The organism is Cyclobacterium plantarum, assembly GCF_011290685.1.
In the GTDB taxonomy this organism is placed as follows: domain Bacteria; phylum Bacteroidota; class Bacteroidia; order Cytophagales; family Cyclobacteriaceae; genus Cyclobacterium; species Cyclobacterium plantarum.
Window position 1 is genome coordinate 766,164 of the sequence record NZ_JAANYN010000002.1, and the last position, 15,173, is coordinate 781,336.

At 42.8% G+C, this 15,173-nt stretch carries 17 protein-coding genes; 14 read left to right on the forward strand and 3 right to left on the reverse strand.

From position 1 onward, the window contains the following. Positions 1-17 precede the first annotated feature (17 nt). The 9 genes from topA (at position 18) to G9Q97_RS07225 (ending at position 7,313) form a co-directional block, all read left to right on the forward strand. The gene (topA, locus tag G9Q97_RS07185) at positions 18-2,363 is read left to right on the forward strand and encodes a type I DNA topoisomerase (RefSeq protein WP_166144669.1); all 2,346 of its coding nucleotides are present in this window, start codon (positions 18-20) and stop codon (positions 2,361-2,363) included. Positions 2,364-2,804: 441 nt separating this feature from the next. Further along, positions 2,805-3,614 carry an AraC family transcriptional regulator gene (locus G9Q97_RS07190; RefSeq protein ID WP_317168732.1) on the forward strand — a complete coding sequence of 270 codons (810 nt, stop codon included), beginning with the start codon at positions 2,805-2,807 and terminating at the stop codon, positions 3,612-3,614. Positions 3,615-3,695: 81 nt separating this feature from the next. Continuing rightward, positions 3,696-4,601, forward strand: a complete 906-nt coding sequence (locus tag G9Q97_RS07195) for an NmrA/HSCARG family protein (protein ID WP_166144675.1) — start codon at positions 3,696-3,698, stop codon at positions 4,599-4,601. 33 nt (positions 4,602-4,634) lie between these two features. Next, entirely contained in the window at positions 4,635-4,841 is a 207-nt protein-coding gene (locus G9Q97_RS07200) for a hypothetical protein (RefSeq protein WP_166144678.1), read from the forward strand. 237 nt (positions 4,842-5,078) lie between these two features. Next, a complete protein-coding gene (locus G9Q97_RS07205; RefSeq protein ID WP_166144681.1) occupies positions 5,079-5,519 on the forward strand; it encodes an SRPBCC family protein in 441 nt (146 codons plus the stop codon). A gap of 6 nt (positions 5,520-5,525) precedes the next feature. Continuing rightward, positions 5,526-5,987, forward strand: a complete 462-nt coding sequence (locus G9Q97_RS07210) for an SRPBCC domain-containing protein (protein ID WP_166144684.1) — start codon at positions 5,526-5,528, stop codon at positions 5,985-5,987. A gap of 103 nt (positions 5,988-6,090) precedes the next feature. Beyond that, positions 6,091-6,489 carry a helix-turn-helix domain-containing protein gene (locus G9Q97_RS25375; protein ID WP_222851934.1) on the forward strand — a complete coding sequence of 133 codons (399 nt, stop codon included), beginning with the start codon at positions 6,091-6,093 and terminating at the stop codon, positions 6,487-6,489. Between the two features lie 40 nt (positions 6,490-6,529). Further along, positions 6,530-6,925, forward strand: a complete 396-nt coding sequence (locus tag G9Q97_RS07220) for a VOC family protein (RefSeq protein WP_166144690.1) — start codon at positions 6,530-6,532, stop codon at positions 6,923-6,925. 115 nt (positions 6,926-7,040) lie between these two features. Further along, positions 7,041-7,313 carry a toxin-antitoxin system YwqK family antitoxin gene (locus G9Q97_RS07225; protein ID WP_166144693.1) on the forward strand — a complete coding sequence of 91 codons (273 nt, stop codon included), beginning with the start codon at positions 7,041-7,043 and terminating at the stop codon, positions 7,311-7,313. 297 nt (positions 7,314-7,610) lie between these two features. Here the strand turns inward: G9Q97_RS07225 and G9Q97_RS07230 are convergent, their stop codons facing one another. Next, a complete protein-coding gene (locus G9Q97_RS07230) occupies positions 7,611-8,531 on the reverse strand; it encodes a ThuA domain-containing protein (protein ID WP_166144696.1) in 921 nt (306 codons plus the stop codon). A gap of 632 nt (positions 8,532-9,163) precedes the next feature. On the opposite strand from G9Q97_RS07230, the gene G9Q97_RS07235 reads away from it, so the two are divergent. The 5 genes from G9Q97_RS07235 (at position 9,164) to G9Q97_RS07255 (ending at position 14,579) form a co-directional block, all read left to right on the forward strand. Then, complete coding sequence (locus tag G9Q97_RS07235; protein WP_166144699.1) at positions 9,164-9,844, forward strand: hypothetical protein; 681 nt, start codon at positions 9,164-9,166, stop codon at positions 9,842-9,844. Positions 9,845-10,129: 285 nt separating this feature from the next. Continuing rightward, a complete protein-coding gene (locus G9Q97_RS07240; protein WP_166144702.1) occupies positions 10,130-11,749 on the forward strand; it encodes an FAD-dependent oxidoreductase in 1,620 nt (539 codons plus the stop codon). A 381-nt stretch (positions 11,750-12,130) separates the two neighbouring features. Further along, a complete protein-coding gene (locus G9Q97_RS07245; RefSeq protein WP_166144705.1) occupies positions 12,131-13,507 on the forward strand; it encodes a glycoside hydrolase family 140 protein in 1,377 nt (458 codons plus the stop codon). 134 nt (positions 13,508-13,641) lie between these two features. Then, on the forward strand, positions 13,642-14,145 hold the full coding sequence (locus tag G9Q97_RS07250) for a VOC family protein (RefSeq protein WP_166144708.1): 504 nt from the start codon (positions 13,642-13,644) through the stop codon (positions 14,143-14,145). A gap of 212 nt (positions 14,146-14,357) precedes the next feature. After that, positions 14,358-14,579 carry a hypothetical protein gene (locus tag G9Q97_RS07255; protein WP_222851935.1) on the forward strand — a complete coding sequence of 74 codons (222 nt, stop codon included), beginning with the start codon at positions 14,358-14,360 and terminating at the stop codon, positions 14,577-14,579. A gap of 6 nt (positions 14,580-14,585) precedes the next feature. Here the strand turns inward: G9Q97_RS07255 and G9Q97_RS07260 are convergent, their stop codons facing one another. Together G9Q97_RS07260 and G9Q97_RS07265 are read right to left on the reverse strand one after the other, a co-directional pair. Further along, a complete protein-coding gene (locus G9Q97_RS07260) occupies positions 14,586-14,840 on the reverse strand; it encodes a DUF7218 family protein (protein WP_166144711.1) in 255 nt (84 codons plus the stop codon). Between the two features lie 18 nt (positions 14,841-14,858). Then, positions 14,859-15,080: a hypothetical protein gene (locus tag G9Q97_RS07265; RefSeq protein WP_166144713.1), complete on the reverse strand. Its 222-nt coding sequence runs from the start codon at positions 15,078-15,080 to the stop codon at positions 14,859-14,861. Positions 15,081-15,173: the final 93 nt, after the last annotated feature.

Here is a 15,173-nt window from a genome sequence, read left to right on the forward strand (position 1 = left end):
ATTTAAACAAGCAAACCATGCCAAAGAATTTAGTCATTGTCGAGTCTCCAGCAAAAGCCAAGACCATAGAAGGTTATCTGGGAAAGGACTTTAAGGTCACCTCCAGCTACGGGCATGTGCGGGACCTGCCCAAAGGGGAAAATGCCATCGACATCAAAAATAAATTCAAACCTACCTATGAAGTCAGCCCGGACAAAAAGGAAGTTATCCGGGAATTGAAAAAATTGGTGAAAGAGGCAGAGACCATCTTCCTGGCCAGTGACGATGACCGCGAGGGAGAGGCCATATCCTGGCACCTGAAGGAAGTGCTTGGTTTAAAAGATGAAAATACCAAAAGAATCGTATTCCGGGAAATCACCAAATCTGCCATAATTAAAGCCCTGGAATCTCCCAGGCAGATAGACCTGGACCTGGTCAATGCCCAGCAAGCCCGCCGTATTTTGGACCGGCTGGTGGGCTTTGAGCTGTCGCCTGTTTTGTGGAAAAAGATCAAAGCAGGCCTTTCTGCAGGAAGGGTACAATCCGTGGCAGTGCGCTTTATCGTGGATCGGGAAAGGGAAATCGAAAAATTCAAACCTACATCTTCTTTTAAAATCACCGCCCTTTTTGATGTGGAAGGCAAACAACTGCAGGCCGAATTGCCAAAGAAATTCGATACCAAGGAAGAAGCGGAAGCTTTTCTGAAAAATTGCCTGGAAGCCGATTTTTCCATCAAATCACTGGAAACCAAACCGGCGAAAAAAACACCGGCAGCTCCTTTCACCACCTCCACCCTGCAGCAGGAGGCCAGTAGAAAGCTTTATTTTTCAGTGGCCCAAACCATGAACATTGCCCAGAAACTCTATGAGTCCGGGAAGATCACCTATATGCGGACCGACAGTGTCAACCTGTCCGAAGATGCGCTGAAAAGTGCAGAAAATGAGATCAAGGGCGCTTATGGCAATGAATACCACCACAAGAGAAAATTCACTTCCAAATCTGAAGGCGCACAGGAAGCACACGAAGCCATCCGGCCCACGGACTTTTCGGTGACCGAAGCCGGCAAGGACCGGAATGAGCAACGGCTGTATGAACTGATATGGAAGCGGGCAATTGCATCTCAGATGGCCGATGCCCAACTGGAGAAAACGAATGTTTCTATTGCCATTTCCAATGCCGACCAAACCCTGAGTGCCAGTGGTGAGGTGATCAAATTTCAGGGATTCCTGAAAGTATACCTGGAGAGCACGGATGAGGAAGAGGAAGAAGAATCCACTGCCAAAGGTCTGCTCCCTCCCCTGACGGTGGGTCAGGAACTGGATTTGATAGAAATGAAAGGCAGGCAGTCCTTCACCCGCCCACCGGCCCGGTATACGGAAGCCTCCCTGGTAAAAAAACTGGAAGAAATGGGCATCGGACGCCCATCCACTTATGCCCCGACCATCTCCACCATTCAGAAACGAAACTATGTACTGAAGGAATCCAGAGAAGGAACACCCAGAAAATACACCGAAATGCTGATTCATGAGGGCAACTTTGAAGAAGCAGAAAAAACAGAAACCACGGGCACGGAGAAAAACAAACTCTTCCCTACCAATATTGCCATGGTGGTCAATGATTTTCTGGTGGAGCACTTCCCCAACGTGATCGATTTCTCCTTTACCGCCAAAGTGGAGAAAGAGTTTGACCATATCGCACATGGGGGACAGGCCTGGGAGGAAATGATCCAGAATTTTTATGGTGCCTTCCATACCAAAGTTGAGGAGACAGAAAACATCAAACGCACGGATGTCAACAGCTCCAAAGAGCTGGGAGTAGACCCCAAAACCGGCAAAAAGGTCATTGCCCGGCTGGGCAAATTCGGACCCCTGGTTCAAATCGGAGAACAGGAGGATGAGGAGAAGCAATTTGCCAGCCTGCGAAAAGGGCAGTTTATTGAAAGCATCACCCTGGAGGATGCCCTGGAACTCTTCAAACTGCCCCGTGATGTGGGGCAGTTTGAAGACAAGAAAATCGTGGCTGCCATAGGAAGGTTTGGCCCCTATATCCGCCATGACGGCAAATTTGTATCCCTGGGGAAGGAATATGATCCGCATTCCGTAAACGAGGAAGAGGCCATAGAATTGATCAAGGCCAAAAGGGAAGCCGATGCCAAAAAGCACATCAAATCCTTTGATGAGGATCCGGAGGTACAGGTACTGCTGGGCCGCTGGGGTCCCTACATCAAAAAAGGCCGCAACAACTATAAAATCCCCAAAGACAAGGAGGCAGAAGAACTCACCTTTGCCGAGATCACCGAGATCATAGAAAGCCAGGGCGATGCCAAAAAAGGCAAAGCCAAGCCGAAGAAAGCTGCTGCAGGGAAAAAGAAGACGAAAAAGTGATGTAGGGAGCTACAGGTAAATATTGTGGAAGAAGTGGAGCTGGCTATAGCCTCCCTTCTTCCACTTTATCACCAAAATGATGCAAAGGATTCATTTTTTAACGATCCACCACTTTCGCAAAATTGTGGGTTGCTCCTCTACTCTCAATACAAACCAGCACTGAAAAAAAACCAGCAAAGGCTATTGGAATGCTTTGCAACCTGCGTACATTCCTTGTATCAATCAGCTATTTGAATTATATTCACTAATCACCCTCTAGAAGGAGTTTCGATAGAAGCCCCCTCCCGGATGCATTTAAAATATTGGATAGATCCAGAAAAATTGGTCTGATTGAATCTGCGAACTATATGCATCCTCTTGTGTGAAAACGGAAAAACAAAAACACAATATTGGGGCTGGAAAACAATGGGCAAAGCAACAACGAATGAGGTACCATAGAAGATGGAATATCAATATTACATACCCAAGAAACTTGAAGGAATATCCACTTTGATTTGGGAACAAAAAACAGGCTGCCCAAAGCAATGGTTAATGCTTCCCGAATTTAATATTGACCTGATCTTTAACCTTGAAAAACCCTGGACAATCCATAGCGAATACTACAAGGGTAAGTCTTACAATCCAACCGAAAAATTTTGCTTTCTCTCAGGACTTCATACAAAGCCGCTTTATGTAGAATTTCAAAATTGTCACATGTTTGGAATCCGGCTGAATACCACAGCGGCAAGCCTGCTCTTTGGTGTTGACTGCAGCGAATTGAAAAATTGGTCTATAGATGGGGATTATGTCTTTGCAGGCAGGCTCAATTATATTCAAGATAAGGTATATAGCCTGCCAGACTTTTACAACAGGGCTAAATGGCTGGAAGAATTTATTTTTTCACTCCTAAGGCAACATTCAGACCTGAATACCGCAATGAAAATCTCCGCTTTGCTTGATGGACTTTGCAATAAAAAGTCAAGTGGCATCTCTTTCCGCATAGAAGATTATACCGGTTATTCGAGAATGCACACTTTGCGGATCTTTCAGAAATGGTTTGGCATTCCTCCAAGTGAAGCCCTTGCATTCAGACGTTTTGAAAAGGCAATAAATCTTATTCACAAGACTACCGATAGTCTTACGCAAATTGGCCTGGACTGTGGTTTTTATGACCAAAGTCATTTTATTCGCATTTTTAGGAAATTTGCCGAAATGCCCCCGAAACAATACCTCAAACGCAAAACCGAAGCAGTAGCCCAACTTCCCTACTGAGAAAAGCTTTAGTTACCTGTTACATTCATACAATTTTTTAACATTACGTTTATTTAATTTTGCCATAAAAGGTCAATTCTTATGAGCAAACTTAATACGATAGTGGTGTGCGGCGCTACGGGCAAGCAAGGCGGGGCGGTGCTAGACGCCCTGCTGGAAAGTGGAAAATGGAACCCGGTGGCCATTACAAGGGATATCAGGAGTCAAAAAGCAACCGAAATTAAAGGCAAAGGTGTGCCCTTGTTATTTGCTGACCTTGCAGATAAACCTTCATTGGTAAAAGCCTTCAAAGGTGCTTATGCGGTATATGGAGTTACCATGCCCGTGAACCCCAGAGGAAAATTGGACACTGAATATGAATGGAAACAAGGACAAAACATGGTTGATGCCTGTGTTGCCAATAACATACAGCACCTCGTTTTAAGCACTGTGCTATATATTGAAGAAGATCAGGAAAATAATTTGACTTATATTAAAAAGAAAGTAGCCATTGAAAACCTGGTTAAAGAGAAAAACATACCTTTTACTTTTCTATGCCCTGGCTCATTTATGGATGACTTTGGAGGAGAATATTTGCCAGTCAAAAAAAATATCATCAGGGGAATGGCTTCCAATGATACCAAAATACCGCATATAGCTTGTCGCGACATTGGAAAGTTTGCCGCAATGGCTTTCGAAGAACCTGGAAAGTTTGTGGGGCAGAAGCTGAACCTGATTGGCGATTTTATGTCGGGAAATGAACTGGCTGCCCTGGCTAGCAAATTATCAAATGGAAAGACAACTTACAAGCACAAACCTGTATCCATTGTGTTAATGTGGTTGTTTGCGAGAACATTCATTTCATTGAGAAGGCATTTTGAACGATGGGGACAAGCACCTTACCCTGATGAAATGCTTAGCGCAATAAAACAAACAAAAGAATTAAGGCCTGAAACACTGACCTTTGCGCAATACCTCAAATGGAAAGGTTGGGACAAGAGACTCTAAAACCGAAACCTAAAAAAGTTCTCAAAACGGACATTGTCATTATTAATATTTGGTTCAATTGCTCCCGGTTTTACAGGTAGTTTTTATTTTGAACCCGAAAAACTTATGGAAGGTTACGGATTTGTCTCTCCAAATTTTACACCTTATAAGAAAATGGGGATAATATCATTCTGGCCGGAAGAATTTATTCTTAACCGTTACAAATCAGGGAGAATTCAAGAAACAAGTCCTATGCCTTGAGGTGCATTTTCAAAAGTGAATTCAGCTGCATTGATTGCGATATTTCCATTTTTACAAGCCTTTAATCAAAAAGGAGAAACCTGGAAAGCGGTTGAAAATTTCCAGATATTTGGAATCGACCGGCTGTGAAGCAGGCTACCGAATTAATGCGCCATTTGTATTCCCCCCGTTGGAACCGCCAATTTTTTGACCTATATTCACTATTTCAGGCATTTCACAGCATAAAATGACCAAAATATGAGGGTAGATGTGTCCACAGAAATTATCATCAACAAGCCAATTGACCTGGTTTCAGACTATACCTCAAATCCAGACAATGCACCTGAATGGTACATAAATATCAAATCAGCTGTCTGGAAAACCTCTAAACCCCTGGCAATAGGTACTCAGGTTGCCTTTGTGGCCCACTTTTTAGGAAGAAAACTTGCATACACGTATGAATTTATTGAGATAAATCCCCCACAAAAATTGGTCATGCGGACAACAGAGGGACCCTTTCCAATGCAGACAACTTACACCTGGACCGCGATCGACGATAAGACAACAAAAATGACCCTGCGCAACCAGGGTAATCCAACGGGTTTTTCAAAAATTTTTGCTCCACTTATCGCAACAAAGATGAAGAAAGCCAATACAAAAGACTTGATAAACATCAAAAAAATACTTGAAAATAAATGAATTCAAATGAATAATATAACCAGGTCCCTTAAAATAGAGGTCCCCTCCGAAACAGCTTTTCGAAAGTTTGTCCATGAGTTGAATAAATGGTGGCCGAAGGCCTATACATGGTCACAGGAAAAATTAAGAGATATTAAAATCGATGGAAAAAAAGATGGACTTTGTACCGAAATCGGGCCATTCGGATTTCGGTGTGATTGGGGTCGGGTAACGGAAATTACCGAAAACAAATTGATAAAGCTAAAATGGCAAATAAGTCCTGATCGTGAACCCATCCCGAATCCTGAGAACGCAAGTGATTTGTATGTGAATTTTGTACAGGAAGGAAATGTAACCGTATTAAAGTTCGAGCACCTCAATTTTGAAAATCATGGAGAAGGTTCAGCTGATTACAAAAAAATTATGGATTCGAGATATGGTTGGGATCTTATACTTGAAAACTTTAAAAAATATTGCGAAAATACATAAATTTTAATTCATAAACCTGAGGATTACGAATCCAATGACTTGTGGTTTTCAGGCAAGGATATAACTGAAAGATAATTAATGTATCGCTGAAAAATAAATAGGTATGACTTTTTATCAAAAAGAAATTAGCCGGATTAAAAATATCTGCTATTCCAATAAAAGCCAAATTGACAGGGTAGTTGGGACCCGCCACTTTATTATTCACAATTTTGAAAAGGAATTAAACTTGAGTTTGCTATCCCGGGTACGGTGTACCTCAAAATTCCATTTGCTTCGCCTTTATAAATTGTATTATGGACAAACACCAAAACAATATCTTATTGAGAAAAGGCTTGAAGCAGCCAAGCAGTCACTAGGCAAGGGCCTCAGCATCACTGATACTTGCTATGAGATTGGTTTTGAAAGCCCCAGTTCATTTAGTACCTTATTCAAAGCCCGATTTGGACTTTCGCCAAAGGAATATCAAAAGAAAGCAACTTTCACAAAGTCAAATCACTCATAATTTGAGATTTTGGCCTCTCAAACAAAAAAAATATACAAAAATGAAAGTTAAAGTTATCGGAATTCCGGTACATGACCAGGAAAAAGCACTGAAGTTCTACACAGAAAAATTGGGCTTCTTAAAGAAAATTGATATTCCACTAAGTGAAGGAAACCGATGGTTGACTGTCGTGAGCAAAGATGAACAAGATGGGGCAGAAATCTTGTTAGAACCTTCTCCCAACCATTTTGAACCAGCCAAAGTCTATCAAAAGGCCCTATTTGATGCAGGAATACCCTACACACAGTTCAATTCCGAGGATGTTCAGCAAGAATATGACAGATTATCCAACCTCGGAGTGGAATTTAGCATGAAGCCAACAGAAATGGGTACTGTAAAGATTGCCGTATTTAACGACACCTGTGGAAACAATATCCAAATCGTGCAAATGCTATGATGAAATCGAGCCTGCCTACCGGACAGGCAGGCATGTCGCAAGTGACACAGGGAGGGATGATTATTCGATATGCGAGATTCCATATGGCCTTTAAAAAAACAATTTATAATCACATATGAAAAATAAGGAATATGTAAATGGTCAAAAAACGTTTGAGCAATCAGGCGAAAGGCTCACCTACTTTTATAAAGATGGCAAAGTAAAAGCCGAAGGTGCTTCCATAAATGGCCTTATGCAAGGTGAGTGGAAATTTTATAGAGAATCAGGACAACTGTGGCAGATTGGCAACTTCAGAGACAATGAAAAACACGGTAATTGGATTCGCTATGACAAGCTTGGCAATTTGGAATACGATAAGACTTTCATCAACGGCAAAATCAAGAAATGATTGGCACCATGTCCAAACCTGTCGACAGGGAAAGACCAGGTATATTTCAATACACCTACGCCCAGAGGGCAGGTCGGTAAAGCCTGATAATTTTGATTAATAATTGGTGTTGGATTAAGTTTGGGCTCGATTAAACAGGGATCTAAAACGCAGGTTAGTTAGTTTCGAAAGTAATCTTCCCAGAAACCGGAAAAACGCCAATACCAAGAAAACCTGACCACCTGGAAAATATGACAAAGCTGGACTGCGGGGATTGATTTTGTCCGCAGTTCAGCTTGCCATAATCATAGGTAAAGCCTATTCAGGTTTTTCCATCGGACTGTCATCTGCTGACAAGTCACCCACCACATATTGCATGCCATCCAGAAAAAACTGAAGCAATTCAGGATTGTCCATGCTCTGGGCATTGTGGGAGGGAGAGCTGTAGAATACCCGGCCTTTACCATGCTTTTTGATCCAGGCTACGTAGATGGTGTTGTTGCTGACTTCCGCCCTCTTGCCTTCCAATTTGTCTGCTTCAATATATAAGAGCGGTCGGAAGTTGTAATCAAAATAAGCATTCTTAAAAAAATAAGGCTCGTCCACGTGGGTAAAACCATTGCCACTGAAAGCCTGTACCATGGCATGATCTGGATCAACTTCCTTCAGGTGCATTTCCTGTTGCTTGGGGTGGTAGTCAAAGCTACCACCTACCATAGCACTGAATTTTTCGGAATTGTTTTGAACAGTGATGGCACCGTGCATGATCATCAAACCACCACCTTTGGCCACATAGTCCATTAAATTATTTTCGTATTTGGCAGACAATTCCGCAATTTTATTTTCATTCAGGCTGCTGTTCTGTTTCAGAAGGTCAGCAAAAAGATCCCTATCTGGTCCCGAAGGATTGGAGTTGTTCAGGATGACAGCGTCGTACTGCTTTAAATTTTTCGCATCAAAGCTATCGATATCCCTGGCTATGGTAATCTCGAAAGCACCTGTTTTCCTGGCCAGGATTTTCAGCATTTCGTTGTTGTGGGGAATGATCCAATGGTAAAACCCGGTATGTTGGGAAAAAACCATGATTTTTTTTACCGATGCCTCCACCCGGGTGTCGGATGGGGCCAGGGACTCTATTTTATCCAGCCATTCCTCGCTTACCGGGAAATCTTTCATGCTCTGTGCGAAAATACTGCCTGTAAAAAGGAAGAAAAGTAAGGTGTAGATTGTCTTTTTCATTGTAAATACCTGATAATTCATTGGTTATTTTGTTTGTAAATCTGTTAAATGGCGCGACTGATTTTGATTTTTTTCGAACTAACTCTTTCATTAAACGTAAAGGCCAGTTGCAAGCTTTATTTCGTTATTAGAATGCATTTGGAAGTGAAGATAGGCCAAAAAATTGATCGTACCAACGGTTGAATGCCTGTTCTGCCATTATTCTTTTTTGCCGGTTTAATACCTTTGACCATAGCAGGGCATTTAACCGGGATAGGCCGGAGTACATGACAGCACGATTTTTGCTGAAAAAATAGCACAAAAAGTGCCTGGATATATCCCTCCCTTTTTTGGCCCTCCACTCCAATTACGATCGATACGGAACATTCTGTTTTGAGCTCCTTTCGTTATTTCTAAGAGCGAGTTATCGGGCCTGCAAGCCGAAATAACGAACTTATTGAGGTTGGAAGCTATTGTAGTATTGTGCAGTAAATGGAAAAGCGTTGGATAATTGTAACAACCGATACTGATAAGCTGCGAAAGGAATCTGGCCTGGCTAAAAAGAGACCATGGCCTTAAAAATGACCTGACATACCAAAGGAGCATCAACCGAAAAGCTTTGAGAGTAGGTGAAAATGTGAAAAAAATCAAAAATGAAATTCAAAATCACCATCAACGAGTTAAAAACCGTGGAAGAATTGCCCAACTATTGGAACAACCAAGACTACATCTATTTATTGGAACAATTTGATTTTCCGGATGCCAAGACCATTAAGCCTGAAAATTTACTGGAAATGTTACACATGGCAATCACAGATTTTGAACCAAATGAAGCCGCAGCAATAGTATTGACTTATAAATTGTCCGACAGATTAAATGAAGGGCAGATTGCTCAAATTTCAAATGACATGTTGCAAGACAAGGTGAGTGAAGAATACCCGGAGATCGATCTACACTATGACCTATTTAATATCAATCAGTTGCTTTACAAGGCGTTCAATGGCAAATTTCCCAATGCAAAAGCAACGATTGTCGGATTTTCAATGGTTCCAGACGAAGATAAGGACAAAGAGGTAACCAAGGAGATGGTCTTAAAATCTTTCAATAATGGGATTTCAGACCGAAATCTTATCAAAAGACTGTTTACCCAACAATTGAGTACAGAAAAGGAATTTGCGGAAGCAGAAGCTGTTTTGTGGAAATTAGATGAAAAAGACCCAAATCATTTTACCTTGATCACTTCGGAATACTGGTTAAGTAAAGAAGACTTCGTAGCGCCAGAATTTGAAGGACTTTGCTTATTGCCGGAAGAGGATGAGAATGAAGGCAATTAACCAATTGTTCTATTTTTCCTTTATGCAGTCAACACTACCCAAATAAGGATGGACGACCTTTACCTGTACCGTACCTGATGTTTTTTATATGGTGAAAAGTAGCTATATAAAAATATGGATTTTGTAAAACAGACCCCTTCAATCAACTTTTTTCAGGTTAAAAAAAAAGCACTCAAATAAATGAAATAAAAAAAAATTGATAAATTGATTTTAAGATCAAGTATTTTGGCCCAACAAACACAAAACTATGATGCTATTTGTTAATAGCATTTACTGCAAAATGCTATGGGACTTAAATTGTACCTGATTCTAATTTATATCCTTTTGTCTTCCTGCCAAAAATCGGATCAAATCATCGAATCGGAAGTTTGCATTTATGGCAATTCCAGCGCCTCCATTCTCGCCGCCATACAGTTAAAAAAACGTGGTAGAGAAGTAGTCATCGTCAGCCCAGATAAATATATGGGCGGCATGACAATTGAAGGACTTGGCGGGTCGGACATAAACAATCACGCAGGCTTCAAAAACGATGCTGTGATTGGCGGACTAACCCTGGCATTTTACAAGGAAGTGGCCCGGCATTATGGGATTACCAACTTTGACTCGGCCCGAGCCCGGACTGGAACCTGGCGTTTTGAACCCCATGTGGCCAAGGGTATCTTTGATCGTTGGCTGGCTGAACTGGAAATCCCTGTCTACACCGAAACCAGGCTGCGCCTTTCACCGGATGCCGTAAAAAAGGAAAATGGTAAAATCGTATCCTTTGAAACCCTCAAGGGGAAAACCGTCCGGGCCGCCCTATTTATCGATGCTTCCTATGAAGGCGACCTGTTGCATTATGCGGGCGTATCAACTATTGTAGGCCGGGAACCTAACAGCCTGTATGGGGAAACAAAAAACGGGATTCGTGAAAACAATACCTACCGGAATTTTGAGGTAAAAGTTGATCCATACATCGAGCCTGGTAATCCGGAAAGCGGGCTGATCCATACCATTCAGGACGAAGCCCTGGGAGAAGCCGGTACAGGCGATCGGCGCATTCAGGCCTATTGTTTTCGGGCCTGCCTGACCAAAGAAGCCGCCAACAGGGTACCCTTTATCAGGCCGGAAAACTACAACCGGGACTGGTACGAGATTTACCTGCGCTACCTGGACGCAGGAGGTACGCTATATCAACCATCCTATTCCATTCCCAACAACAAAACGGATTTAGGTGCCTGGCATGACCTGTCGCATAACCTTTACGGCATGAACCACGAATACCCTGAAGGGGATTACAAAAAAAGACAGGAGATTTACCAATACCACCTGGACTTTACGCGGGGGCTTTTCTGGTTTCTGGCCAATGATCCGGAGGTGCCGGCAGAAGTCCGGCAGGAATGGAGGCAGTGGGGCACCACGAAAGATGAATTCACCGATAATGAAGGATGGCCCCGTATGCTGTACATACGGGACGGCAGAAGGATGCAGTCGGATTATGTGATTACAGAGCACCATACCCGAAAAGACAGTACTATTCTCATTGAGGATCCGGTAGCCATCGCCTTCTGGCCCCCGGATGTGCATCATGTGCGGCGCATCGTAAAAAATGGACAGGCCTATAATGAAGGGTTCGTTTTTGGCGGAGAAAACTGGAAACCATTTCCCATTTCTTACCAGAGCCTGGTCCCCAGGAAGTCCGAATGCACCAATCTCCTGACCCCCACCTGCCTTTCCTCCAGCCATATCGCCTATGGGGCCATCCGGTTAGAATGGACTTTTATGCTACTCGGAGAAGCCGTGGGAATGGCAGCGGATTTGTGTTTGGAAAAGAATATAGCCGTCCAGGATCTGCCCTATGCTGACTTAAAAATAAAATTGGAGGAAAACCGGCAAATCATTGAGATGCAACCAAACCAGTACTGAGGGTATCCGGTTTTAATAGATTACTACTTTTACCAGATTATTAAGTGGCTATCGTAATTATTTTAAAATAAAACCCAATAGCAGAAATTAAACATAAAACTGGTATCCAAACAAATGCACCACTGAAAGTTCAGTACTGGTCAGGTACCCATGCTTATCCCAGCCATCCACTCCCTTTCAGGACAGGAAGCCCGAATTTTGGAGAGTATCTTCTCCCCTTTTTCCCTCCTGAGAAACTACCATCAAACCGGAAGCTTTTCCTACGGTTTGCAATTATTTTCCTTTTAAACGATATTTACTTTATTGCTGCCGGGCTGGAAGCAGGTCTGCTTTTTCAATAACCCGTTTTCAATGCCCTTATCAAACCTAAAAGGAAACCAAATGAAACGCATTTCATTGCTGCTAACGGCACTATTGCTGGCCATCTTTGCCAATGGGCAGGCTCTCCCCTACCTGAAACTTTCTGAAAACCATCGTTACCTGGTAACAGAAGACAACCAGCCTTTTTTCTGGCTGGGGGATACTGCCTGGGAATTGATCCACCGACTGGATAAAGTAGAAATTGACCGGTACTTACAGGATAGGGCCGATAAGGGCTTTAACCTAATTCAAACCGTTATACTGGCAGAACTGGACGGCCTTAATACCCCCAATGCATACGGAGAAAAGCCCTTGATTGATAATAACCCTGAAAAGCTGAATGAAGCCTATTTTGAATTGGTAGATTATCTGGTAGAAAAAGCGGGCCAAATGGGATTGTATGTAGGTCTATTGCCTACCTGGGGGGATAAAATCAATAAAAAATGGGGGACCGGTCCGGAAATATTTACACCGGGAAACGCGGAGAAATACGGAGAATTGCTTGCAAAAAGGTACAAGGACCACAGCAACCTGGTATGGATCCTGGGAGGTGACCGGGCCATGGAAAATGATACGCATTACCAAATCATTCGCTCCATGGCAAAAGGCATACGCTCCTTTGACAAACAACACTTAATGAGCTTTCATCCGGTAGGCGGAAAAAAAGCTACTGACTTTTTTAGTGAGGATGATTGGCTGGATATGGACATGTTTCAGAGCGGCCATAGCAGAAAGGCACAAGACTATCAATATGTGTTGGAGGCCAGGGAATCCGGCCGGACAAGGCCTGTGATCAATGGCGAAGCGCGCTATGAGAATATTCCTGATCGGTTTTGGGAAGAAAAGCACTATGGATGGCTGGACGACGCTGATGTAAGGATCGCCGGCTATTGGAGCATGTTGTCAGGAGCCGCAGGATATACCTATGGGTGCAACGATGTCTGGCAAATGTATGACAGCAACCGAGCCCCCAATATCAATGCCCGGACAGGTTGGCAAGTAGCCCTCAGTCTTCCGGGTGCCTCCCAAATGGGATACATGAAATGTATTTTTGAAGCCCTGCCCTGGCAGCAACTTCAGTTGGATCAAAACCTTATTCTGGATGAAAACCCGGAGAACGAATCCTACATGCTTGCCTCAAAAACAGAAAAAGCTGATCTGATCCTTGCTTACACGCCAACAGGCGCTCCATTAACCATTGATTTGACAAAAATGAGCTCGGGTACCATTTCTGCCTGGTGGTTTAATCCCCGAAATGGAAAAATGGTATTTATCGGCGATTTTGACACAGGCAACTCCCAAAAATTCACCCCCTGGTCCCGAGGTTGGGGAAGTGATTATCTATTGCTGCTTGTGGACAAGAATAAAGCATTTGATTTTTCAGGTTTTAAAGAATAAATTCAATCCTGATAGGCACAGCTCTTCTTCCTTTTTGAAAGGAGAACATGAATGTTAATAAAAATAGCTTTGCAATCGTAAATACCCAACCTTTTAGCTAAGGAGAATTTTACTTCATCAAAACAACAAAGAAATTGACCTCACTCACCGAACCTTCATACAAAATCCCTTCCCAGACCAGGATAGGTCACATACATCTAAAAGTTGCAGATTTACAGCGCTCACTGGACTTCTATTGCGGTCTGCTGGGATTTGAATTGACCAGCACCTATGGAGAAGATGCCGCCTTTATCTCAGCTGGCGGATACCACCACCATATCGGATTAAATACCTGGTTCAGCAAAAATGGAGGTCCCCCACCTAAAAATAATGCAGGGCTTTTCCATACGGCCATCCTTTATCCGGAAAGAAAAGACCTTGCTGCCATTTTTCTTCGCCTCAGGGAAGCCGATTACCCTTTAACCGGAGCAGCAGACCATGGTGTATCCGAGGCCCTCTACCTGGACGACCCTGATAGTAATGGGGTGGAGTTATACTGCGACCGGCCCAGGGAAGAGTGGCCCCTTAAACCGGACGGTAGCCTGGAAATGTATACCAAAAGACTTGATTTGGAAGGATTACTCAAAGCGTTGAGATAAATCTTTTATTATACCTCTTTCCCAGATACCTTTCCTGACATTCATCAATACCTGATTCCGATGATTTGCCCGGTTTATGGTTTCACCTGATAGCACTTCCCTATTCAAGTCAAAATCAAAAACCATCATTTCAAACCAGTCTTTGGCCTGCTATTTGTGCCATTAAGCCCATGATACATATTCCACATTCAATAAAAAACGGTCTTTGGACAATGATAATTTCGATCATCTTCGTCCTGCCGGCAATAGCTCAGAAACAACCAGGTATCCCACAACCCAGAGGGCCTGTAGATCTTAGTGATACCTCAAACCTGGTGATTTTTATAATACTTCCAATTTTGGTGATCATCTTCTTTTTCTTCTGGAGAAAGGCCATGAAAAAAAGAAAAGCTGACGCCGAAGAGGAAGAAAATGAAAAAAAGCGCCGCCAATAGAAGGATTCAGTGCGAGCGCAGCTTTTCAATAAGTTCACTTTTGCGGAGTTTGCTAATTCCTGAAAGACCTATCTCCCGGGCCTTTTGATACAGTTCGTCTCTGATCCATTCTTCATAGGCCGGTGCCTTACCCCCTTTTTTTCCGGCTACATTATCCGGTGTATTCGCAATCCGGGCAGCTTTTTCCTTGCTATAGCCCTGATCCCTGAGGGCTTCATACTGATCCTCGTTTTTAATTTGGGGTCTTTCATTTTTACTCATGACAATTTTGTTTTGGGTTTAGGCATTGTCCCTTCTGAACCGATCACTTTCACTGCTCCACTCCTTATCCGCTTCCTTTGCGCGCATCAATTCATCTTTGGATTTTTCATCCGGCTCCTTTTTAGAAAGTTTTTTGGTAGTCTTTGGTCCACTTCCATCCTGTGCTTCCTTTTGCGCCTGGTCGAAACTGTTGTCTTCGAAATCTTCGGGTTTCTTGTTTTTCTTGTTTTGGGTCATCATTTCGTCAATTTTAAATTTTTCTTCCAAATAATGGTACCAAAACCATTCCAATCTGGATTTTCTGACTTTTTTTAAAGCAATATATTACCCTAT

Coding starts and splice junctions, on each gene's coding strand:
- topA (WP_166144669.1), top strand. CDS start 18: ATGCCAAAGAATTTAGTCATTGTCGAGTCTCCAGCAAAAGCCAAGACC.
- G9Q97_RS07190 (WP_317168732.1), top strand. CDS start 2,805: ATGGAATATCAATATTACATACCCAAGAAACTTGAAGGAATATCCACT.
- G9Q97_RS07195 (WP_166144675.1), top strand. CDS start 3,696: ATGAGCAAACTTAATACGATAGTGGTGTGCGGCGCTACGGGCAAGCAA.
- G9Q97_RS07205 (WP_166144681.1), top strand. CDS start 5,079: ATGAGGGTAGATGTGTCCACAGAAATTATCATCAACAAGCCAATTGAC.
- G9Q97_RS07210 (WP_166144684.1), top strand. CDS start 5,526: ATGAATAATATAACCAGGTCCCTTAAAATAGAGGTCCCCTCCGAAACA.
- G9Q97_RS25375 (WP_222851934.1), top strand. CDS start 6,091: ATGACTTTTTATCAAAAAGAAATTAGCCGGATTAAAAATATCTGCTAT.
- G9Q97_RS07220 (WP_166144690.1), top strand. CDS start 6,530: ATGAAAGTTAAAGTTATCGGAATTCCGGTACATGACCAGGAAAAAGCA.
- G9Q97_RS07225 (WP_166144693.1), top strand. CDS start 7,041: ATGAAAAATAAGGAATATGTAAATGGTCAAAAAACGTTTGAGCAATCA.
- G9Q97_RS07230 (WP_166144696.1), bottom strand. CDS start 8,531: ATGAAAAAGACAATCTACACCTTACTTTTCTTCCTTTTTACAGGCAGT.
- G9Q97_RS07235 (WP_166144699.1), top strand. CDS start 9,164: ATGAAATTCAAAATCACCATCAACGAGTTAAAAACCGTGGAAGAATTG.
- G9Q97_RS07240 (WP_166144702.1), top strand. CDS start 10,130: ATGGGACTTAAATTGTACCTGATTCTAATTTATATCCTTTTGTCTTCC.
- G9Q97_RS07245 (WP_166144705.1), top strand. CDS start 12,131: ATGAAACGCATTTCATTGCTGCTAACGGCACTATTGCTGGCCATCTTT.
- G9Q97_RS07255 (WP_222851935.1), top strand. CDS start 14,358: ATGATAATTTCGATCATCTTCGTCCTGCCGGCAATAGCTCAGAAACAA.
- G9Q97_RS07260 (WP_166144711.1), bottom strand. CDS start 14,840: ATGAGTAAAAATGAAAGACCCCAAATTAAAAACGAGGATCAGTATGAA.
- G9Q97_RS07265 (WP_166144713.1), bottom strand. CDS start 15,080: ATGATGACCCAAAACAAGAAAAACAAGAAACCCGAAGATTTCGAAGAC.